At 68.6% G+C, this 20330-nt stretch carries 18 protein-coding genes and 2 pseudogenes; all 20 read right to left on the bottom strand.

Annotation, left to right across the window (positions count from 1 at the left end; genetic code table 11):
• Positions 1-79: 79 nt before the first annotated feature.
• Positions 80-1027: a triphosphoribosyl-dephospho-CoA synthase gene (locus AC099J_RS17565; protein WP_479616563.1), complete on the bottom strand. Its 948-nt coding sequence runs from the start codon at positions 1025-1027 to the stop codon at positions 80-82.
• A complete protein-coding gene (locus AC099J_RS17560) occupies positions 1027-1983 on the bottom strand; it encodes an ATP-grasp domain-containing protein (protein WP_479616562.1) in 957 nt (318 codons plus the stop codon). Before AC099J_RS17560 ends, AC099J_RS17565 begins: the two co-directional genes overlap by 1 nt.
• A gap of 112 nt (positions 1984-2095) precedes the next feature.
• Positions 2096-3103, bottom strand: coding sequence for a methenyltetrahydromethanopterin cyclohydrolase (mch, locus tag AC099J_RS17555; protein ID WP_479616561.1), 1008 nt, complete (start codon positions 3101-3103; stop codon positions 2096-2098).
• Positions 3085-4251, bottom strand: a complete 1167-nt coding sequence (locus tag AC099J_RS17550; protein WP_479616560.1) for an ATP-grasp domain-containing protein — start codon at positions 4249-4251, stop codon at positions 3085-3087. Before AC099J_RS17550 ends, mch begins: the two co-directional genes overlap by 19 nt.
• A gap of 13 nt (positions 4252-4264) precedes the next feature.
• Positions 4265-5182: an NAD(P)-dependent methylenetetrahydromethanopterin dehydrogenase gene (locus AC099J_RS17545; RefSeq protein ID WP_479616559.1), complete on the bottom strand. Its 918-nt coding sequence runs from the start codon at positions 5180-5182 to the stop codon at positions 4265-4267.
• A gap of 67 nt (positions 5183-5249) precedes the next feature.
• The gene (locus tag AC099J_RS17540; protein ID WP_479616558.1) at positions 5250-6323 is read right to left on the bottom strand and encodes a beta-ribofuranosylaminobenzene 5'-phosphate synthase family protein; all 1074 of its coding nucleotides are present in this window, start codon (positions 6321-6323) and stop codon (positions 5250-5252) included.
• A 144-nt stretch (positions 6324-6467) separates the two neighbouring features.
• The gene (locus AC099J_RS17535; protein WP_479616557.1) at positions 6468-7205 is read right to left on the bottom strand and encodes an ABC transporter substrate-binding protein; all 738 of its coding nucleotides are present in this window, start codon (positions 7203-7205) and stop codon (positions 6468-6470) included.
• 131 nt (positions 7206-7336) lie between these two features.
• Positions 7337-8116, bottom strand: a complete 780-nt coding sequence (locus AC099J_RS17530) for an enoyl-CoA hydratase (RefSeq protein WP_479616556.1) — start codon at positions 8114-8116, stop codon at positions 7337-7339.
• Positions 8117-8140: 24 nt separating this feature from the next.
• Positions 8141-8575: a MaoC family dehydratase gene (locus AC099J_RS17525; protein WP_479616555.1), complete on the bottom strand. Its 435-nt coding sequence runs from the start codon at positions 8573-8575 to the stop codon at positions 8141-8143.
• A 28-nt stretch (positions 8576-8603) separates the two neighbouring features.
• Complete coding sequence (locus tag AC099J_RS17520) at positions 8604-9866, bottom strand: TRAP transporter large permease (protein ID WP_479616554.1); 1263 nt, start codon at positions 9864-9866, stop codon at positions 8604-8606.
• Positions 9863-10420 (bottom strand): TRAP transporter small permease, encoded by a 558-nt coding sequence (locus AC099J_RS17515; RefSeq protein ID WP_479616553.1) that lies wholly within the window; start codon positions 10418-10420, stop codon positions 9863-9865. The genes AC099J_RS17520 and AC099J_RS17515 overlap by 4 nt, the downstream gene beginning before the upstream one ends.
• 33 nt (positions 10421-10453) lie before the next feature.
• Positions 10454-11443, bottom strand: coding sequence for a TRAP transporter substrate-binding protein (locus AC099J_RS17510; RefSeq protein ID WP_479616552.1), 990 nt, complete (start codon positions 11441-11443; stop codon positions 10454-10456).
• A 46-nt stretch (positions 11444-11489) separates the two neighbouring features.
• Positions 11490-15076 (bottom strand): annotated as a pseudogene (locus AC099J_RS17505) (indolepyruvate ferredoxin oxidoreductase family protein).
• Between the two features lie 102 nt (positions 15077-15178).
• The gene (locus AC099J_RS17500; protein ID WP_326537199.1) at positions 15179-15370 is read right to left on the bottom strand and encodes a 2-hydroxymuconate tautomerase; all 192 of its coding nucleotides are present in this window, start codon (positions 15368-15370) and stop codon (positions 15179-15181) included.
• 12 nt (positions 15371-15382) lie between these two features.
• Positions 15383-16174, bottom strand: coding sequence for a 2-oxo-3-hexenedioate decarboxylase (gene dmpH, locus AC099J_RS17495; RefSeq protein WP_479616551.1), 792 nt, complete (start codon positions 16172-16174; stop codon positions 15383-15385).
• 19 nt (positions 16175-16193) lie between these two features.
• A pseudogene (gene dmpE, locus AC099J_RS17490) lies at positions 16194-16976 on the bottom strand (2-oxopent-4-enoate hydratase).
• Positions 16977-16985: 9 nt separating this feature from the next.
• Positions 16986-18449, bottom strand: a complete 1464-nt coding sequence (locus AC099J_RS17485; RefSeq protein ID WP_479616550.1) for a 2-hydroxymuconic semialdehyde dehydrogenase — start codon at positions 18447-18449, stop codon at positions 16986-16988.
• A 2-nt stretch (positions 18450-18451) separates the two neighbouring features.
• Positions 18452-18895 (bottom strand): GlcG/HbpS family heme-binding protein, encoded by a 444-nt coding sequence (locus AC099J_RS17480; protein WP_479616549.1) that lies wholly within the window; start codon positions 18893-18895, stop codon positions 18452-18454.
• Positions 18895-19839 carry a catechol 2,3-dioxygenase gene (locus AC099J_RS17475; protein ID WP_479616548.1) on the bottom strand — a complete coding sequence of 315 codons (945 nt, stop codon included), beginning with the start codon at positions 19837-19839 and terminating at the stop codon, positions 18895-18897. The genes AC099J_RS17480 and AC099J_RS17475 overlap by 1 nt, the downstream gene beginning before the upstream one ends.
• 1 nt (position 19840) lies before the next feature.
• Positions 19841-20221 carry a 2Fe-2S iron-sulfur cluster-binding protein gene (locus tag AC099J_RS17470; protein WP_479616547.1) on the bottom strand — a complete coding sequence of 127 codons (381 nt, stop codon included), beginning with the start codon at positions 20219-20221 and terminating at the stop codon, positions 19841-19843.
• Positions 20222-20330 lie beyond the last annotated feature (109 nt).

Raw genomic sequence — 20330 nt, 5'->3', positions numbered from 1 at the left:
TCGTGTCTCCTCTTGGAACTTCAGGGTGATTGGGATCAGAACGACACCGGTCGATGCGACCAGCGCAACATCATCGATATCACGATCCGTGCCATCCATCTGCAGCATGGCGCGCGGGCGGCTCGCAACCGGCCATCCAGCCCCCCAGCAGCAGCGCTGCCACCGTGGCATCGGCGCTGGTACCGGGGTTGACGCCAGCGGCCTTGAGGGATTCGTCCCATGCAGAGAAACCGGGGTCGTCATCGAGCACGGCGCCGGCCTGGGCACGGGCCTGCCAGGCCTGCGCCGCCGTCATGACAGTGTGTGCCACGGGCTCGCCGTGTTTTCGAACAATGTGTGAATCGGAAAATCCGGCCAGCCAGCCCAGGTAGAGCCGTTGCACGGCGGCCACAGTGGCCGCGTCGGGCGCCTGCCCGGCGACGGCCGGCCGAAAGCGGTCGGCAGACCAGGGCAGCGGCTGCGCGCAGGCCAGCGCAAACAGCTCGGCGAAGCCACCCGCGTACTGGCGGGCGATCAGGTCGCGGTCTGCGGCCAGGGCCATGGCGGCACGCAGGCCGAGCGTGGGTGCGGCGTGCACATCCTCGGCCGGCGCCGTGCCCAGGCCACCGGGCTGCGCGCGCGCGATGGCGCGGTAGGCTGCGCGCGTGTCGTCCAGGTTCAGCTCGGCCAGCACAGCTTGCACGGCGGCTTGCAGCGCGGCGGGGCTGGTGGCCTGGGGCTCACGCTCCACCGCCATGGCGATCGGCGCGCACAGCAGCACGATGCCCAGGTTGGTGTTGCAGCCTGCTGCGGCCCAGGTGGCCTCGACGGCGGCCTCGATGCGCGCGCCCACGCGCAGCCCGGGCGTGAACAGCGGGCCGGCCGCAGCCTGCGCGCTGGCCAGGAACATCGCGGCCTGCATGCCGTGGCCCGGCGAGGCCATCGACACATTGCCCGGCTTGCGCACGGCCACGTCGAGCCAGCAGGCGTGCAGGAAGCAGGCTTGCGCGCGGGAGATGGCGTCTTCGCGATCCGGAGCAGCGGACATCACGCGCGCCGTTGCGGCACATGCCGCCATCGCGCCACGTCACGCGCCTGCGCCAGCTTGCGGTCGAGCAGGTCATCGACGATGGCACGCGCGATGTTGAAGCCCGTCACGCGCTGCAGGCCCTGCCAGGCCGCCACGCCGTTGACTTCGAGCACCTGGATCTTCGGCCCGCTGGCAGCGGCGATGAGGTCCACGCCCGCGTAGTCCATGTCCAGCGCCTGCGCCGCCGCCTCGGCCGTCTGCGCCAGGGCCGGCGCCAGCGCGGCCGGCTCGCAGCGTGCACCCTGCGCGACGTTGTGGATCCAGTGCGTGCTGACGCGCCGCATCGCCGTGACAGCACGCCCGCCCACCACCAGCACGCGCCAGTCGAAGCCAGGCGCGCCCATCGGCGGCACGAAGCGCTGCAGATAGGCCAGGCCGGCGTAGCGCGCATCGATGTCGGGCAGAGGATGGTGCGTGCCGTCGACCTCGCCCACGAGCTGCAGGTCCTTGCCCTGCGAGCCGAACAAGGGCTTGATCACCAGCGCGTGGCCGGCGGCGACTTCGCGCATGGCGATGCGCCGCGCCTGCGCCACCGATTCGGTGGCCCAGGTGGGCGGTGCGGGAATGCCGGCGGCGTGCAACAACAGGCTGGTCATCGACTTGTCGACCGAGCGCTCGATGGCGCGCGCATCGTTGTAGACCGGCACGCCCAGCTCACGCAGCGCATGCAGCACGCCCAGCCGCTTGGTGACCTGCTCGAAGCTGCCGCTGGCGATGCCGCGCACCAGCACCGCATCGGGCAGTGCGCGGCCGTACCCGGGAATGACCAGGCCATGCCACGCAGCGCTGGTGTCGATGCTGCAGTGCGCCAGGTCGACACAGCGCCCGACCGCGCCGCGCGCGCGCAAGGCGGCCTGCAGCTGGCGCGTGTGCCAGCCGATCTCGTCGGTCATGAGGGCCACGCGCAGGGTCATGGGCGCTCCTCTGTGCCGGGCACTGCCGTGTGGGTGTGGCGATCGCGTCTCACTGGGCACGCTTCGCCTTCGGCTGCGGTGCAAGCTTGCTTGGGGCGGCCCGGCGCAGCGCTCATGCCTGCGCCATCCACAGCCGCTGCAGCAGCGCCATGTCAGGCGCGCCGGCGTGCCAGGTGTTGCCGCTGGCCAGGTTGCTGACCCACACCTCGGCAGGGGCGAACAGCGCGCCGTCGATCTTGTAGAAGTCGTACCCCGCCTCCTGGAAGATCTCGGCGAACGAGCGGCCGTGGTCGCGCGAGTTGTGCGAGGGCAGCGCCCGCGCCAGTTCGCGGGCCGCCGCATCGTCGCCACGCACCGTCAGGTGCACACGGCCGCCGTAGAGGATGGCGTCGTTGGTGCGTCCCATGGCCTGCACCCCGTCGGCGCTGGGCGCAGGCAGCGGCGCCGTGGCCGCACCCTCGACAATATCGGCCAGCGCAAAGCCGAGCTCGTGTGCCTTGTGCAGCGCCACTTCGAGCACGCGCGCGACCACCTGCGTGGTGCCGGCCGGGCTGGTGGTGGGGGTCAGGATCAAGGTCAGCGCCTCGCCGGCCAGGCCGCAGTCGCGCAGCAGCTTGTCGATGACGACTTTGGGCGGCGCGCGGTCGACCTCCAGCACCAGCACGCCGCATGGCGCCTGGTCGCGGTAGCCCAGTTCGGCAAAGAGCGGCTCCTTGACCGCCAGCGCGCGTGCCGGGCCCGAGCCGAGCGAGAAGAACTTCTTGCCGCCGGTCTCCTCCTTGGTCGCCGCCAGGCTCCAGCCTGCATATTGGCTGGCCAGACACGCCAGCACCGGCTGCGAACTGCGCACGTCCAGCCAGGTCGGCCACCCTTCGTTACCCGCGCCGCTGCGCAAGCCGACATGGCCCAGCCCGCCCATGCAGATCTCGCCGATCAGCAGGCCGGCGGCCACGCTGCCGGGTGTGGCGATGCCGGCATCGACGATGCAGGCGCCGCTGTCGTCACGGCGCACCTGCAGGCCGAGCGCTGCGGCGTCGGCCAGCAGCCGCTCGACCAGCGGGCGGGCCAGCCGGTTGACGCTCAGCGCTGTGGGGTGGCCAATCAGTGATGCGTCACGCATGCGGTGGTCTCCAGGAGTTGCAGCAGCTGCTCGCGGCCTTGGCGCAGGCGCGCACGCACCTCGTCAGGATCGCTGCCACGGGCGGTCAGGGTGCACACAGGGTCGTCGACGCCGAAGCGCTGGCCGGCGTCCGGCAGATCGCGGATGCCGGGCCATGCGGCCAGGCGTTGGGCCGTGGCCGCGTCCAGCTCCATCGGCTGGCGGGCATAGACGATCTCCATGCCTTCGACCTGCGGCGCAGGTACCGGTCGTGGCGGCGGCAGCTCACCCTGCAGGCAGGCGCGCAGGTGGGCACGCATGACGCCGGGCGCGCCGGCGGTGCTGCCATACAGGCTCAGGCTGGCCGGCGGGCGGGGGTTGACTTCGAGCACGCCAATGGTGTCGCCGTCGACCATGAAGTCCAGGCTGGCCAGGCCGCGCAGGCCGAACTCGCGCGTCAGGGCGCGCGCGATGTCGCTCACGCGGCGCGCCATGTCGGGCGCCACGGGCACCGGGCCAATGAGGCCGCCAAACACGTACGGCCGGTTGCCGACGGGGCGCACGCTCTGCACGTTGAAGCCCAGCACCTGCACATCGCGGCGGTTGGCGATGAAGGTGGCCGACATCGGCCGCCCCGCCATCTCGCGCTGGTAGTAGTGGTGTGCGGGCGCAGGGGCATCGGCAAGCGGGGGCGCACGCCGCACATGCCAGCCGCCGCAGCCATGCGCGTCCTTCAGCAGCCAGCCGGCGGGCTCTGCCGGCGGCTGCATGCGCACGGGCGGATGCGGCAGGCCATTCGCTGCGAGAAAGCCAAAGAACTGCGCCGGATCACGCAGCCGCCGCACCGCCGCGGGCGCGGTACCGATCAGGGGCAACACGGCGGCGCCCGCCTCCAGCAGGTCAGCGTCGCCCTCGAAGCCGCTGCCGGCGATCCAGCCGCACACCGGCACGGTCGACGTGCCCTGCAGGGCCAGCAGCCGCAGCGCCGACAGCACCCGCTGCGGGTCGATCTGCAGGTCGGCAGGTGTGCCGATGGGCAGCCAGTGCTGGGCGGCGCGCCGCGTGTCGACGTCACCGAACAGGTCGAGCGCCACGACGCGCAGGCCCTCGCTGGCCGCCGCCTCGGCCATGGCGCGCGCCGAGATGGCGGCAACGGCGATGGTGGGCATGTCGGGTGGACGCTCAGCCGTTCTTGGCTGCCTGCTCGACGAGGAAGGCGCGCGCCACGGCGAAGGCCTCGGCAAAGCCCAGCACCTGCGCCTTCTCGGCCTCGCACATTTGCACCAGCAGCCGGTGTTGCGTCTGGTACTTCACGTTGCCCACGGCCAGCGCGCCGATGCCCACGGCCTGCGTGCCGGCCAGCGGCTTGGCATCGTCCATGACGCCGACACCGGCAATGCCTTCGGGCGGCACCGCGTTCACATCGGCCGCCACCTTCAGCCGCACGGCGGCGCCCAGCGCTTCGCGCGTGACCACCTGCACCCCAGCGGCCGCGCAGGCCAGCAGCACGTCGGCATCGGCGATCGAACGGCGCACGGCGTCGGGGTCACCGCCCGACAGGCCGTGCAACGGCACGCCGAAGCGCTTGCCGGTCTCGTCGGCCGCCTGCTGCGCCGCGTCGATGCCGTTGCGGCTGGACAGGTACACCTCGGCACCGGCCTGCGCTGCGATGACGGCGGCCACGCGGCCCACCGGCCCGGTGCCGCCCAGAATCACCACGCGCTGGCCCTGCAGGCCGTGCGCGTGGTGGCGTTGCAGCGCTGCCTCGACGCAGGCCACCATGGCGGCGGCCGTGGTGAAGGCACCGCTCGGGTCGGCCATCAGTGAGACCACGAACGGCTTGACCATGGAGGTGCGGGCGCGCTCCAGCATGTCGGCGGCCAGCTGCACGTCGCGCCCGCCGATGAAGATGCCGGTGCGCGCCACGCCTTTGGGGCCGCGCGAGAAGATGGTGTCCTGCGTCAGGCCGGTGATCTGGTCCAGGCCCACCTCGCAGTAGGGCACGACGATCTGGTAGCCGGCGTCTGCCGCCATGTTGATGTCGAACGGGCTCATCTGGCGGCCGGGGGTGAACATGTGGAGGATGCGGGGACGTTCCATGGGGGCCTGCGTGGGTGGGGTTGGCTGCAAGGGTGGTGACGGGTGAACAATCGGGCGCAGCGCGATGTCAGCGCCTGGGCGGCACGGCGCCGCGGTCGCGCACCAGCGCGCCGCCGTTGCGCCCGCTGACGATGCGTAGTTCGAGCCGCGGGTCGCAATGCCCGGCGGCCCGTGCGGCATCGACCAGCATCTCGGCGCGGCCCTGCGAGGGCACGATGGCAAACGCCGTGGGGCCCCAGGAGCTTTGGCCGAGGGCGGCTTCATGCCGGCGCTCGGCATCGCCGAACGCGCCCATCAGCCGGGCGACGGCGGCACTGGTGTACAGCCCCCCCTGCGCCGGCGCGAAGTGCTCGCCGAGCAGGCGCTGCATGCGCTGGATGCCGGCGGCAAACGGGGCGAATTCGGCCCGCGCGGCGCCGGGCAGCACGCGCATCAGCACCTGGTGGCAGATCTCGGCCGCAGCGGCCTGCGGAAACGGCGCCAGGGCGGCGATGGCCTGTCGTTCCGCGCTGCCGGACAAGCCCTGGTGGGCCGGGTCCTGCACGACGATGACGCGCCATTCCCAAGGGAACGCGATGCGCGAGAGCAGCGGTGCCGGCAACCCGTCACAGCCCGGGCCACCATCGAGCAGCAGCCCGCCGTGGTCGAAGCCTGCAATGCCGACGCCGGAGCGCAGGCCGCGACCGAGCCAGTGCGCCAGCGTGGCCGTGTCCAGGTCCAGCCCGTGCCATTGCGCAAAGGCGCGGCCGATCGCCGATGCGATCTGCGTGCCCGAGCCCAGCCCCACATGCGCCGGCAACGCGCGACGCAGCCGCAACGCCAACGGTGCATGGCAGCCGCTGCGTTGGCGCAGCACGGCCAGATGCGCTGCGGCGCGGCCCAGTTCCGCCACGCCGGCGGGCGTGTCGGCCGTCAGCACGTCGGTGGCGGACGCCGCCAGTTCCAGCTCGGTCGTGAAGCCGTCGATCACCAGGCCCAGGCTGCCGAAGGCACGGCCCAGCGAGCCGGAAGGGTCCAGGAAACCCAGGTGCAGGCGGCCCGGAGCGCTGACAGACAGCGTGCGGTCGCCCAGTTCGAGCCGGGGCAGAAGGTCGAGTTCGGCAGTGGTCATGGGCGGCGGCGTGCGTTGGGGCGAGGTCATGGACCAGGCTGTCAAAGCAAGGGCCGTTCCGTGCACGCGGCCAGAGGGGGCGAGGCCCTCTGGCGGCTCAGGACGGGGCGGCGATGTCCCGGCAGCGGGACACTGTGTCACCACCCGCCGGGGTGATCAGTGCCGGCGCGTCGCTCAGGCCGCAGGCGCGACGGACGCGCCTTCGATCCCATGGCGCTGCAGCGCCTGGGCCACGAAGCCGCTCGCCTTGGCCTCTTCCACAAACGCCGCCAGCAGCTGCGTGGCCTCGCCGCCGCGGCCCTTGGGCAGGCCCATGGCCTGCTGGATCACCATGAAGCGGCCCGGCAGCAGGCGCAGGCCGGGGATGCGCGCTGCATCCGCCTGCAGCTGCTGTTTCACGCCGGCCGCCACGTCGGCGTTCTCGGCGACGAAGAAGTCCACCACGGCCGGCGAGGTCGGCGCGCGCAGGATCTGCGCGGCCTTCAGCTCGCGCGTCAAGTGCAAGTCGTAGGCGCTGCCCTTGCCGACGACCACGCTGCGGCCGGCGGCATCGACCTCGGCGTTGTCCTGCAGCGGCGAATCCTCGCGCACCAGGTAGGCGCCTTCGATCAGCACATAGGGCGCAGTGAACGCAATGCCGGCGCCGCGCACCGGGTCGACGGCGAAGAAGCCGACATCCGCCTCCTCGCGCGTGACGGCGTCGACCGACTTGCCGGCGGCATCGAACACGACCAGGTCCAGCGGCAGACCGAGCAGCTCGGCGAAGCGGCGGGCCAGGTCGATGGAGACGCCCTGGGGCGCGCCGTCCGGCCCGGTGCCGGCCAGGATGGGGTTGCCCAGGTTGATGGCGGCGCGCAGGCGGCCGGTCGGGGCCAGTGCGGCGATGTGTGCGGGGGAGGCGTTCAGGGTCATGGTGGTGGACGAAGATTGGGGCGCGGGTCAACGTGAGGATGGGCGCAGCGATCCGCATGGCAGCCCCCACACCGCCATTGTCACGGGGCCTCGTCCGCACGGGAACCGGCGCGGTCCCGATCCCACCGCCCTCAGCGATGCTGAAACACCGCCTTGCGCTTGGCCAGGAACGCCTCCATGCCCTCCTTTTGGTCCTCGGTCGCGAACAGCCCGTGGAACAAGCGGCGCTCGAACATCACGCCATCGGACAGGCCGCTTTCGAACGCGCGGTTCACCGATTCCTTGGCCGCCATCACAGCGATCTGCGAGTGGTCGCAAATCGACAGCGCCGCGCCCAGCGCTTCGTCCATCAGTTGCGCCAGCGGCACCACGCGGCTGACCAGGCCCGCGCGCTCGGCTTCGGTGGCGTCCACCATGCGGCCCGTCAGCGCCATGTCCATGGCCTTGGCCTTGCCCACTGCGCGCGGCAGGCGCTGCGTGCCGCCCGCGCCGGGGATCACGCCGAGCTTGATCTCGGGCTGGCCGAACCGGGCGTTGTCGGCCGCGATGATGAAGTCGCACATCATCGCCAGCTCACACCCTCCCCCCAGCGCAAAGCCGCTGACGGCGGCGATCACCGGCTTGCGGATGCCGCGGATGTCTTCCCAGTTGCGGGTGATGTAGTCGCCCCGGTACACATCGGCGAAGCTGTACCGGGCCATGGCCGCGATGTCGGCGCCGGCCGCAAATGCCTTCTCGCTACCCGTCAGCACCATGCAGCCGATGGCCGGGTCGGCGTCGAACGCGCGCAGCGCCGCGCCCAACTCGTCCATCAGCGCATCGTTCAATGCATTGAGCGCCTGCGGCCGGTGCAAGGTGACCACGCCCACGCGCCCGGCCTCGGTACGGACCTGGATGTTCTGCCATTCCATGTGCATCTCCTGTGAGCCGGTGTGTCAGCCCAGCGCGCGCGTGGTGGGCATCACCAGCGCATCGCCATCGACCACCACCTTGCCGGCCACGGTGCAGACGGTGGTCAGTGTCACGCGCCGCTTCTCGGCCGACAGCTCCTTGACGGTCACCGTCGCCTGCACCGTGTCACCCGGGCGCACCGGCGCCTTGAAGCGCAGGTTCTGCCCCAGGTAGACGGTGCCCGGCCCGGGCAGGCGCCCGGCAATCGCCGCCGAGATCACGCTGGCCGTCAGCATGCCGTGTGCGATGCGGCCCTTGAAGGCCGTGGTCTGCGCGAACTCCTCGTTGATGTGCATCGCGTTGTTGTCGCCCGAGGCGCCGGCGAACAGGATGATGTCCGCCTCCGTGATGGTCTTGGCAAAGCTGGCCTGCATGCCAACCGTGAGGTCTTCGAAGTCGTAGCCGTTCAGTGCGTTCATGGGGTCTCCGTCAAAAAAGCGGGCAGGCTCACAGCAGCGCTGTGATGAGCCGGCCCTCGTAGCACAGCAACACCAGCAGCAGCAGCACCGCCAGCAGGAAGGGCGCCAGTGCGCGGAAGATGCGCATCGGCGGCACCCCGGTCATGGCCGAGGCCACGAACAGGCCGGTGCCCACCGGCGGCGTCAGCAGCCCCAGCACCAGGTTCAGGCACACCACCACACCGAAGTGGAACGGGCTGATGCCGAACTGCCCGGTGGCAATCGGCAGCAGGATGGGCACCACCAGAATCAGCGCGGCAATGCCGTCGATCAGCATGCCCACCACCAGCAGCATGCCCATGACCAGCATCATGAACATGAAGGGACTGGAGGTGCTGGCCGAGATCCAGTCGGCCACAAGCTGTGGCACGCGCTCGAACGTGATGACCCAACCGAACACGCCGGCCGCCGCGATCAGGAAGGTGACCAGCCCGGTGTTGATGGCGCAGCGACCCAGCAGCGCGGGCAGCTGGCTCCACCGCAGCTCGCGGTAGAAGAACCCGCCCACCAGCAGGGCCACCACCGAGGCCAGCGCCGCCGACTCGGTCGGCGTGGCCAGCCCGCTCAGGATGCCGCCGATGATCACTGCCGGCACCATCAGCGCCGGGATCGCCTGCACCACCGCCTGCACGGCCTCGCCGCTCGACATCCAGCGGCCCTTCGGATACGGGTTGCGCCAACCCACCCAGGCCACGATCAGGAAGAACGACAAGCCCATCAGCACACCGGGCACGATGCCGGCCACGAACATGTCGCCGATCGACACCTGTGCCAGCACACCGAAGATCACGAACAGCATGGACGGCGGGATGATCGGCCCCATCAGCCCGGCCGCAGCGGTGATGGCGGTGGAGTAGGCCTTGTCGTAGCCCTCCTTCTCCATCTCCGGCACCATGGCCGAGGACATGATGGCGATCTGCGCCACCGCCGAGCCCATGATGGCCGCCATCATCATGTTGGCCATCAGGTTGATGTAGGCCAGCCCGCCGCGAAACCCCCCAAGGAACACGCGCGCGAAGTTGATCAGCCGGCGCGTCAGGCCGCCCTCGTTCATCAACTCGCCGGCCAGGATGAACAGCGGGATGGCCAGCAGTCCGTAGGACTCCAGCGAGCCGAACAACTGCTGCCCGAACGAGGCGAACAGCACCAGGTTGTCGGCGTGCCAGATGTAGAACATCGCCGTCAGGCCGAGCACGATGGCAATGGGCACCTGCAGCATCAACAGGCCCAGGAACACCAGCATGGTCATCATGGCGTGGCCCCTTCGTTGTGCTTGTCCATATGGCGGGCCAGCGGGTCAGCCGTGATGTTGGCCGCCATGTGCAGCACGACCGAAGCCGCGAACAACGGCACCACCAGCCAGACCCAGAACTTCATGATGGTCACCGTGTTGGGCTTTTCCTGGTAGATGAAGTTCATGGTCTCGCCGCTGAACGCCTCCAGGTCGCCGCCCAGGCGGATCAGTGCCGCAGGGTCGAACCAGTTCCAGCACAGCACCAGCAGCACCACGCCGAACAGCAGCACGCACCAGTCGATGAAGATGCCGACCACGCGCCGCAGCCCAGCCGGGAAAAAGTCCACCAGCACCGTCACCGAAACCGCAGCGCGGCGCTTGATCAAGACCGCAGTGGCCAAAAAGACCATCCAGATCATGCAGAAGATGGCGGCCTCGTCGATCCAGAACACCGCCTTGTTCATGGCCCGCGTGACCACGTTGAACATGATCAGCAGCGTCACCACCAACGCCAGCACTCCCGCCAACGCCAGCTCCAGCCGCGCCCAGCGGTCAGACAAGCGCTGCAGCACGTTCGCTCTCCTCGAAGCTTTGCATGGCAGGGCTTACTTGGCTGCAGGCAGCGCGGCGGCTGCGGCCTTCAGGTCCTTCAGCGCCGGGGCCTTGGCCAGCCAGGTCTTCTCCCACTGCGCGATGCCGTCCTTGAAAAACTCCGGGCCCACATCCTTGATCACCTTGCCGCTGCCACGCACCTGCTTGTCCCAGGCCGCCTCCTTGGCGATGTTGGAGTCGATGATGCGGTCGATGTGCTTGGCCATGGTCTCGGTGACGAGCTTGCGCTCTTCGGGGGTGAGCGTGGCCCAGACCCGCGCCGAAACCACTCCCACCATCGGGAACATCATGTGCTTGCTCAACAGGATGGTGCTCACGTTCTGGTAGAGCTTGAGCTCCCAGATCACCTCCAGGTCCATGTCGACGGCATCCACCTGCCCATTGGCCAGCGCGTCGAACACGGCCGAGACGGGCATGGGCGTGGCGGCGGCGCCCAACGCGTTGTAGAAATCCTTGATGGGTTCGAAGGGCGTGATGCGCAGCTTCTTGCCCTTCAGGTCGGCGGCGGTCTTGACCTCGCCGCGGCTGAGGATCTGGCGCATGCCCGCCATGCCGTAGCCGATGCCGACCACGCCGACGGCCTTGGGCAGCACCTCCAGCATCTTCTTCGCCTCGGGCGTGCGCAGCAGTGCGCCGGCCTGTGCGATGTCCTTGACCAGATAGGGCGCGTACCAGGCGCCGAAGTTGGGCACCCGGTTGGACAGCTCGGCCATGGTCATGAAGGCCATGTCCAGCGCGCCGGTCTGCATCTGCTGCAGCATCTGCGCCTCGTTGCCCAGTTGGGCCGAGGGGAATACGGTCACCGAGTGCTTGCCGCCCGAAGCGGTCTTCAGCTCGGCGGCGAAGTCGTTGGCCGCCAGCGTCCAGCTCTGCGTCGGTGGCGTGATCAGGCCCAGGCGGAAATCCTTGGCCCATGCGGGCATCGCCAGCAGCGATGCGCTCAACAAGGCACCCATCCAGGTGCAAAAGCGTGTGTTCAACATATCAGTGTCTCCATCGGTTTGTCGTGGGGGCTTGCGCCCCCGGGGGTCATGCCGGCTGGCGCTCGGCCTGTGGCGCCGGCTGTGCAACGCCAGTGGCACCGGCGCGCGGCGCCGGCGGTGCGCGGAATGCCTGCAGCCGCTGCGCGCGCAGCACTTCGGCCTGGGCCATGCTCTTTTCCTTCACATGGCCGTAGCCACGGATCTCGTCCGGCACGCTGGCCAGCGCCACGGCTGCGGCGTGGTTGCCCGCGTCGAGCCGCGTCAGCACGTCGTCCAGCATGCGTTCGTAGTCGGCGATGAGTTGGCGCTCCTGCTGGCGCTCGGCCGTCTTGCCGAACACATCCAGCGCCCCGCCGCGCAGGCCCTTCAGGCGCGTCAGCCACGCGAACGCGCTGCGCATCCACGGCCCGAACTTCTGCTTGACCAGATGGCCCGTCACCGGGTCCTTCTTGGCGATGCTGGGCGGCGCCAGGTTGTATTGCACCGTGTAGCCATGGGGAACTGCGCATCGAGCTGGGCCAGGAAAGCCGGGTCGCTGTGCAGCCGGGCCACCTCGTACTCGTCCTTGTAGGCCATCAGCTTGTACAGATAGCGCGCGGTGGCCTCGGCCAGCGCGCTGGACCCCGGGGTGGCCTTCTTCTCGGCCGCCATCACGCGCTGCACCTGGCTGGCGTAGCGGCGCGCGTAGGCGGCGTCCTGGAACGCGATCAGCTCGGGCACGCGCACCTGCAGCAGCCGCTTGAGCTCGCCCGTGGCCGCCACGCTGTCCACGATGGCGCTCGCCTCGGCGGTCAGCGGCGCCTGCACGCTGGCCGTGCCCTTGGCCTTGGCGATCTCGGCCTGCACGAAGCTCAGGTCCACCACGGCCATGCGGCCCCAGCGGAACGCAGCAATGCCCATCTCCACACCCACGCCGGCGTTCTTGATGGCCGTCTCGATGGACGCGGCCTTCAGCGGGATGGTGCCGGCCTGGTAGGCCACGCCTACCATGAAGGTGTTGGTGGCCATGGCGTCGGCGAACAAGCCCTCGGCCAGCGCCTGGCCGTCCAGGAACACGTTGTCGGCCTTGCGCGTCACGCGGTCGATGCCGGCGGTCAGCACGCGCGGGGCGGGGAACAGCACATGGCGGTCGGCCACCATCTGGCCAGTGGGGGTCTGGGTGGTGGAGACCACCGCGATGGTGCGCTCGGGGTGGCACTTGTCCAGGTTCTTGGGGTCGGTGGCGTTCAGGATGTCGAAGCCCAGGTACAGGTCGCTGCGCCCGTCGCTGACCTTGTTGGAGCCGTCGAACGGGGCGTTGGTGACCTTGATGTCGGAGATCACCGCGCCGCCCTTTTGTGCCAGGCCGGTCTGGTCCAGCCCCATCACGTGCTTGCCTTCCAGCCGCGCGGCCGCCGCGATGGTGGCGGTGACCGTCACCGAACCGGTGCCGCCGATGCCCATGATGTGCACCGAGAAGCCGAAGCTGGCGTCGATCTTGAACACCGGGTCGGGCAGCGCCCGGTCCAGCGCCGGGATGCGGCCCTTCTTCTTTTTCTTGCCGTCGGCGCTGGGCTCGGGGTTGGGCGTGATGGTCAGGAAGGACGGGCAGAAGCCCTTGACGCAGCTGAAGTCCTTGTTGCACGAGCTTTGGTGGATGCGGGTCTTGCGGCCGAACTCGGTGGGCACCGGCTCCACGCTCATGCAGTTGCTCTTCTCGCCGCAGTCGCCGCAGCCCTCGCAGACGCGCTCGTTGATCACGGTGACCTCGACCGGTTCCTCGGCCTTGCCCCGGCTGCGGGCGCGGCGCAGCTCGGCTGCGCATTCCTGGTCGTGCAGCAGCACGGTGGTGCCGGGGGTGGCGGCCAAGAGGCGCTGGGCTTCGTCCAGCCGGTCGCGGTGCCAAGCTTCGGTGCCGCCGGGCAGGCTGAGGTCCTTGTACGGCCCCAGGTCGTCGGTGGTGACGATGACCTTCTTGACGCCATTGGCCAGCAGGTCGGCCACCATGGCGGCGACGGGGTGGGCGCCCATGATGGCCTGGCCACCGGTCATGGAGGTGTGGGCGTTGCGCAGCAGCTTGAAGGTGATGTTGCTGTTGTTGGCGGCGGCGTAGCGGATGGCCAGGCTGCCGGAGTGGGCGTAGGTGCCGTCGCCCATGTTCTGGAAGATGTGCGGGGTGTCGGTGAACGGCGCCATGCCGATCCACTGCGCGCCCCCGGCGCCCATGTGGGTGCCCATCACCACGTTGCGGTCCATCCACATGGCCATGGTGTGGCAGCCGATGCCGGCGGAGACGATCGCGCCATCGGGCGCCTGGGTCGAGCTGTTGTGCGGGCAGCCCGAGCAGAACCAGGCGGTGCGGGTGGTGGTCTCGGTGAGCTTGCCGCGCGCGTGCACTTCGTCCAGGCGGCGCAGCCAGGATTCGGCCGATTCGATGCGGGCCTTTTGCGACAGGCGGGCGGTGAGCGCGCGGCCGATGATGTCGGACTCGAACTCGCCGTAGTGCGGCAGCAGCTCTTTCTCGTGCTCGTCGAACTTGCCGACGATGCGCGGGGCGTTGGCCATGCCGTAGAGCACGTTCTTGGCGAACATCTCCAGGAAGGGGCGCTTCTCTTCGATGACGAAGATCTCCTCCAGGCCCCGCGCGAAGTCGCGCACGACAGTGGGCTCCATCGGGAACAGCATGCCCATCTTCAGGATGCGGATGCCGCAGCGCCGCAGGGCGGCGTCGTCCAGGCCGAGTTCCAGGAAGGACTGGCGCAGATCGTTGTAGGTCTTGCCGGCGGTGATGATGCCCAGCCAGGCGTCGGGGTTCTCGAAGACGACGTGGTTGAGCTTGTTCGCCGCCACGTAGCGCTTGGCCACTTCCAGGCGGCGTGTGTAGAGCGACTGCTCCATCTCCAGCGCCTGGGCGCGCACGTTCATGCCCAGGTTCATGTTGGGGGTGAACACCTGGCCGTCGAACGTGAGGTCGGGGGTGGCGAAGTGCATGCGGCCGGGGGAGATGTCGGCGCTGCCCGAGCCGTCGGCCACGTTGGTGACGATCTTCATGCCCACCCACAGGCCGGACAGGCGCGACATCTGGTAGCCGTGCAGGCCGTAGTCCAGGATCTCCTGCACATTGGCCGGGTACAGGCTGGGGATGCCCACGTGCATCAGCATGGGCTCGGACTGGCTGGCCAGCGAGCTGCTCTTGCAGCTGGGGTCGTCGCCGGCAATGGCCAGCACGCCGCCGTTCTTGCCGATGCCGGTGTAGTTGGCGTGCTTGAGCGCATCGCCCGAGCGGTCCACGCCGGGGGCCTTGCCGTACCACAGGCCGGTGACGCCGTCGAACTTTTGCTTGCCCACGGTGTGCAGCATCTGCGTGCCCCACACGGCGGTGGCGGCCAGGTCTTCGTTCAGGCCATCGACGAAGTGGATGTTGCTGGCCAGCAGCGCCTTTTGCTGCTTGATGAGCGCTGCGTCCAGCATGCCGACCGGGGAGCCCCGGTAGCCGCTGACGAACATGCCGGTCGAAAGGCCCCGGCGTGCATCGGTGCGCACCTGGTCCAGCGTCAGGCGCACGATCGCGTCGATGCCGCCGATGTTGATCTGGCCTTCTTCCTGCAAGAAGATGCTGGGGGCTTGTTTTTTTTCGGGCTTGGGGTCTGCCATGGCGGCCTCTCGTGGTTTGTCTCGTGTGGGTGCGGGCAGGGCTGCGCCCGGGCGCCTCGCATGGGCGCCTTGCATTCGCTTTCGCGTTGGCGTCAGGGCTTGCTAGCGGCCCAGGCTCTTGGCGGTCTGGCCGGCGATGCCCCAGTTCTCCTTGGGCAATTCATGGATCCAGACGCGCACGTTCTGTTGCGGTGCGTCGATGGCATCGACCAGGGCCTGCGTGACCTTCTCGATCACGGCGCGCTTCTGCTCTTCGGTGCGGCCTTCGAGCATGTAGATCTGAGCGAATGGCATCGTGGCCTCGGCTCACACAAAGCGCATGCTGACGCTGCCCAGGTCCTGGAACCGCACCGACACGTTGTCGCCCGCTTCCACGCCAATGGCTTCGGTCACGCCGCCGGTCATGATGAAACTGCCTGCCGGGATCTCCTGGCCGCGCGCGCCCAGGTGATTGGCCAGCATCGCGACGGCCGCCAGCGGGTTGCCCAGCACGGCAGCGCCGGCCGCCATGCTGACGATCTCGCCGTTCTTCTCGAGCACCACGCCCAGCGTGCGCAAATCCAGGTCGGCCAGATCGCGCATCAGCCCGCCGGTCACGAAACGCGAGGACGAGGTGTTGTCGGCGATCACGCTCTTGAGGTCGAACTTGAATTCGCGGTAGCGCGAATCGATGATCTCCACGGCCGGCACGACGAAGTCAACGGCGGCCATCACAGCCGCCAGGTGGCAGCCCGGGCCCTTGAGCGGCGCCTTGGTGACGACGCAGATCTCGGCCTCGACCTTGGGGTGGATCAGCGCCGAGGTCTGGATCTCGCCGCCATCGGGCACGGCCATGTAGTCGGCCACGAAGCCGAACACGGGGCTGGTCACACCCATCTGCTTCATCTTGGCGAACGAGGTCAGGCCGGCCTTCAGGCCCACGATCCTGTGGCCACGCGATTCCTTGCGCCGGCGGATCTCGTCCTGGATGTCATAGCAGTCTTCCCAGTCCAGGTCGGGAAAATCGTTGGTGATCTTGGTGACGTCGTGGGCCTGCAGCTCGGCGTTTTCCAGGTGCTCGGCCAGCTTGGCGACGGTGTTCTTGTCGAGGGTGCTCATTGCAATTTCCTTGTGATCTTCAGACGAAACGGACGGACGTGCCGCCCAGGCCGCCCACGCTGCAGACCAGGTTGTCACCGGCCTTGACCGGCACCAGTGGCGACTGCGAGCCCGACAGGATGATTTCGCCGGCCTTGAGCCCGATGCCCAGGCGGCCCAGCGTGTTGGCCAGCCAGGCCACGGCGTTGACGGGCGAGCCCTGCACCGACGCGCCGGTCGAGGTGCTGATGATTTCGCCGTTCTTCTCCAGCACCATGCCGGCCAGGGCCAGGTCAAGCTGGCGCGGGCTGCGGCGCTGCCCACCCAGGGTCAGCACGCCGCACGAGGCGTTGTCGGCCACTGTGTCCTGGATCTTGATCTTCCAGTCGCGGATGCGCGAGTCGACGATCTAGAAGCAGGGCATCACGCATTCGGTGGCACGCAGCACGTCGACCGCGGTGACGCCCGGGCCTTGCAGATCGCGCTTGAGCAGAAAGGCCACCTCGGCTTCGGCCTTGGGCGCGATCATGCTGGCGGCCACGATGGGCTCGCCCTCGTTGAACACCATGCCCGAGAGCATCTGGCCGAAGTCCGGCTGGTCCACGCCCAGCATCTCCATGACGATGCGGCTGGTCACGCCGATCTTCTTGCCCACCACGGTCTCGCCGGCGTCGATGCGGCGCTGGATCATGCGCAGCTGGATCTGGTAGGCGTCTTCGATCGTGATGCCCGGCTCGCGGTCGGTCAGCGGGTCGACAGGCGTGCGGCTCAACAGCGCCTGGTACAGCTCATCGCCGTAGTGTTCGATCTTGGTTTGTTGCATCGTGCTCTTTCAATACTTGACCATGACGTTGCGCAGGTCGGTGTAGAACTCCAGCGAGTGGAGTCCACCCTCGCGGCCGATGCCCGACTGCTTGGAGCCACCGAACGACGTGCGCAGGTCGCGCAGGAACCAGCTGTTGACCCAGCACAGGCCCACCTCGATGGCGCTGGCCAGGCGCATGGCGCGGGCGATGTCCTGCGTGTGGATGGACGTGGCCAGGCCGTAGCGGTTGGCGTTCACCATGTTCAGCACTTCCTCTTCGGTGTCGAAGGGCTGGATGTGGCAGCACGGGCCGAAGATTTCTTCCGTCACCACGGTCGCGGTTTCGGGCAGGCCGGTCCAGATGGTGGGCTGCACCCAGCAGCCGTCCTTCAGCTCGTCGGGCATGTCGGGAATGCCGCCCCCGGTCACGATGGTGGCGCCCTCCTCCTTGGCCTTGGCGTACAGGCCCAGCACCTTTTTCTGGTGCACCTTGCTGACCAGCGGGCCGATCTTGGTGTCCTTGTCGAACGGCCGGCCGGGCTTCATGGTTTCGGCCTTCTCCTTCAGCGCGCTGACGAACTTCTCGAAGATCGGGCGCTGCACATAGACGCGCTCGGTACCCAGGCAGACCTGGCCGGCGTTCTCGAAGCACGAGCGGGTGACGGTGGCGACCGCGTTGTCGAAGTCGCAGTCGGCAAACACCAGGGCTGCGTTCTTGCCGCCGAGCTCCAGCGACACGGGGCGGATGCCGTTGGCACCGGCCTTCATGATCGCGGTGCCGGTCTTGGTCTCGCCGGTGAAGGTGATGCCGTTGACGTCGGGGTGCTCCGTCAGGAACGAGCCGGCCGACTCCACGCCGAAGCCGTTGACCACGTTGTAGACGCCCTTGGGCACGCCCACCTTGTTCATCACCTCGCCCAGCAACGTGGCCGTGCTCGGGGTGACCTCGGACGGCTTGACGACCACGGTGTTGCCGCAGGCCAGCGCCGGGCCGGCCTTCCAGGTCATCAGCAGCAGCGGCAGGTTCCAGGGGCAGATGATGGCGATGACGCCGCGTGGCACGCGCACGCCGTAGCTGCGCGCGGTCTTGCCGTCGGGCGTGCGCATCTCGAACGACTCGGTCGAGGCGTTCTTGATGGTGTCGGTGAAGGCCTGGAAGTTGGCCGCACCGCGCGGAATGTCCACGTGCGAGGCCAGGTGCGCGGGCTTGCCGGTGTCGGCGATCTCGGCCTGCAGGAAGTCGTCGAAGCGGTGGTTGATCTCGGCCACCAGGCCGTCCAGCATGGCGCAGCGCTCCACCACCGACAGCTTGCCCCAGGGGCCGCGCAGGGCCGCCTTGGCCGCCGCGACGGCGGCGTCGACCTCGGGCTTGCCGGCCTCGTGCACCATGCCGATCAGGCTGTTGTCGACCGGATTGCGCTTCTCGTAGGTCTTGCCGCTGCGGTTGCCCACGTATTCGCCGTTGATGAAGTTCAGGATGTCTTTGCTCATGTTCATTTCCTGGTTGTCTCTGTGATTCCCATGGCGGCCAGCCCGGCGCGTGCACAGGCTTCGTCTTCGAGTTCGGAGCCACCCGACACGCCAATGCCGCCGATCAGATGCCCTTGGTGCCGCATGGGCAGCCCGCCGCCGAAGCACACCATGCGCGGGCGCAACGGGATGCCCTGGCGTACAGCGGGGGAGTGCGCGGCCAGGGCATCGGCCCAGGCCCCGGTGGCCATGCCGAAGCCGGCAGCCGCGTAAGCCTTGTCGATAGCGATGTCGATGCTGTGCAGAAAGGCCTGCGGCATGCGCAGGAACGCCGCCAGGTTGCCCCCCGCATCGACCACCGCCACATTGACGGCGATGCCTGCCTCCTCGGCCCATGCCACGGCCGCGCGCACGGCAGCGTGTGCTGCCTCCCAATGCACGACATGCTGAACGGATGCCGTGCGCATCAGGTGAACACCGACAGGAAGGCTTCGTTGAGCTTGCGGTCGTGGTAGAAGATCGCAGGGCCCAGCTGGTCGTCGTGCCAGGTGATGGCCGGCTTGTCGGGGTAGTAGATGTAGCCGCCGGCGAACACCTCGTTGCGGTTGCCCGAGGGGTCGAAGAAGTAGATGGTCTCGCCGCGCGTGATGCCGTGGCGCGTGGGGCCGATGTCGATCGAGGTCTTGTTGCGCGAGAGGATGTCACCGGCGCGCAGCACCTTCTCCCAACTGCCCAGCTCGAACGACGCGTGGTGGAACTTGCCCTTGACCGGCTGGCGGATGAAGGCCACGTCATGCGCCTTGTTCGAGCAGCTCAGGAACGCGCCGATCATGAAGTCCTTGTCGGGCCCGGCCATCACCTGCTCGGCGATGCCGAAGCCCAGCACCTGGGTGAACAGCTTGACCGTGCCGTCCAGGTCGTCGCCATACAGCAGGCAGTGGTCGAAGCGCGAAGGCGCGATGCCCTTCATGCCGTCCGGCCAGGGGTTGGGGTTGATGTTGGGTCCGTCGGTACCGCAGTCGTTGCCCAGCTTTTCCTTCTCGGCAAACAGCTCCATCACGTGCCCGGTCGGAATCGTGAAGCGGAAGCGCTCACCCGTGGCCGGGTGCTCGCCGGCCGGCACCCAGCACAGGTCGGTGCACAGCCCAGATTCCTGGATGTCACCGGCCAGCTTCTTCAAGGTGGCGGGCGAATCCACGCGCCAGCCCATGTAGTCCATGCCGGCCTCGTCGGCCTCGCGCAGCACCACGCTGTGGTGGTCGTGTTCGTCCCAGGCCTTGAGGAACACACGGTCGCCCTTGCGCGCGACCTCCTTGAGGCCCAGCACGTCGATGTAGTGCTTCAGGGCGGGACCCATCTCCAGCACGCGAATCGCCACGTGCCCGGGGCGTAGAACACCGGTCAATGCCATGTCATGTCTCCTTGTTGTCAGATTGTTTGAATTGCATCGCTTCGAAATCGAAACGAAAGCCACCGGCCGCAGCGCCCCTTGGCGCCACCACGGCCCGCACCATGCCGCCTACGACCTCGACCTCCATGTCGCTGGTCGGAAAGGTCTTGCAGGCCAGCGCGCAGGCTTGCGCCTGCTCTTGTTCGCTCAACACGGCGCGGCTCATGCGTGCCGTGCTGTAGCAACCCTGCAGCACACGCACCTTGCACACCCCGCATCCACCGTTGCGGCAGCCCACGGGAATGCCTTTGCGCCGCAACTGCTCCATGGCCGCCAGCAGACTCTGGTCGGTGCGGCAGCCAAAGCGCTCGCCTGTGTTGCTGATGGTCACCTCGAACGGCATGTGATTCCTTGTGGCGCCAATGCTAGGAATGCAGGGGCCGGCGAGCTATCCGCTTCTTGCACAGGGTCTGGCGGCAGGTGTCCGCTTCTTGCGGGTGGCCACGCGCACG

The sequence above is a fragment of the Rhodoferax sp. RT4P68 genome (assembly GCF_056521305.1).
The sequence above is the reverse complement of the archived record's forward strand: the minus strand, read 5'-3'. Positions and strand labels throughout refer to the sequence as shown.

Bases quoted from the DNA above. Each gene is read 5' to 3' on its own strand.
- AC099J_RS17550 (WP_479616560.1), bottom strand. From the start codon at position 4,251: ATGCCCACCATCGCCGTTGCCGCCATCTCGGCGCGCGCCATGGCCGAG.
- mch (WP_479616561.1), bottom strand. From the start codon at position 3,103: ATGCGTGACGCATCACTGATTGGCCACCCCACAGCGCTGAGCGTCAAC.
- AC099J_RS17480 (WP_479616549.1), bottom strand. From the start codon at position 18,895: ATGCGCACGGCATCCGTTCAGCATGTCGTGCATTGGGAGGCAGCACAC.
- AC099J_RS17520 (WP_479616554.1), bottom strand. From the start codon at position 9,866: ATGATGACCATGCTGGTGTTCCTGGGCCTGTTGATGCTGCAGGTGCCC.
- dmpH (WP_479616551.1), bottom strand. From the start codon at position 16,174: ATGAGCACCCTCGACAAGAACACCGTCGCCAAGCTGGCCGAGCACCTG.
- AC099J_RS17560 (WP_479616562.1), bottom strand. From the start codon at position 1,983: ATGACCCTGCGCGTGGCCCTCATGACCGACGAGATCGGCTGGCACACG.
- AC099J_RS17540 (WP_479616558.1), bottom strand. From the start codon at position 6,323: ATGACCTCGCCCCAACGCACGCCGCCGCCCATGACCACTGCCGAACTC.
- AC099J_RS17500 (WP_326537199.1), bottom strand. From the start codon at position 15,370: ATGCCATTCGCTCAGATCTACATGCTCGAAGGCCGCACCGAAGAGCAG.
- AC099J_RS17470 (WP_479616547.1), bottom strand. From the start codon at position 20,221: ATGCCGTTCGAGGTGACCATCAGCAACACAGGCGAGCGCTTTGGCTGC.
- AC099J_RS17535 (WP_479616557.1), bottom strand. From the start codon at position 7,205: ATGACCCTGAACGCCTCCCCCGCACACATCGCCGCACTGGCCCCGACC.
- AC099J_RS17530 (WP_479616556.1), bottom strand. From the start codon at position 8,116: ATGGAATGGCAGAACATCCAGGTCCGTACCGAGGCCGGGCGCGTGGGC.
- AC099J_RS17545 (WP_479616559.1), bottom strand. From the start codon at position 5,182: ATGGAACGTCCCCGCATCCTCCACATGTTCACCCCCGGCCGCCAGATG.
- AC099J_RS17475 (WP_479616548.1), bottom strand. From the start codon at position 19,839: ATGGCATTGACCGGTGTTCTACGCCCCGGGCACGTGGCGATTCGCGTG.
- AC099J_RS17565 (WP_479616563.1), bottom strand. From the start codon at position 1,027: ATGTCCGCTGCTCCGGATCGCGAAGACGCCATCTCCCGCGCGCAAGCC.
- AC099J_RS17525 (WP_479616555.1), bottom strand. From the start codon at position 8,575: ATGAACGCACTGAACGGCTACGACTTCGAAGACCTCACGGTTGGCATG.
- AC099J_RS17510 (WP_479616552.1), bottom strand. From the start codon at position 11,443: ATGTTGAACACACGCTTTTGCACCTGGATGGGTGCCTTGTTGAGCGCA.
- AC099J_RS17485 (WP_479616550.1), bottom strand. From the start codon at position 18,449: ATGAGCAAAGACATCCTGAACTTCATCAACGGCGAATACGTGGGCAAC.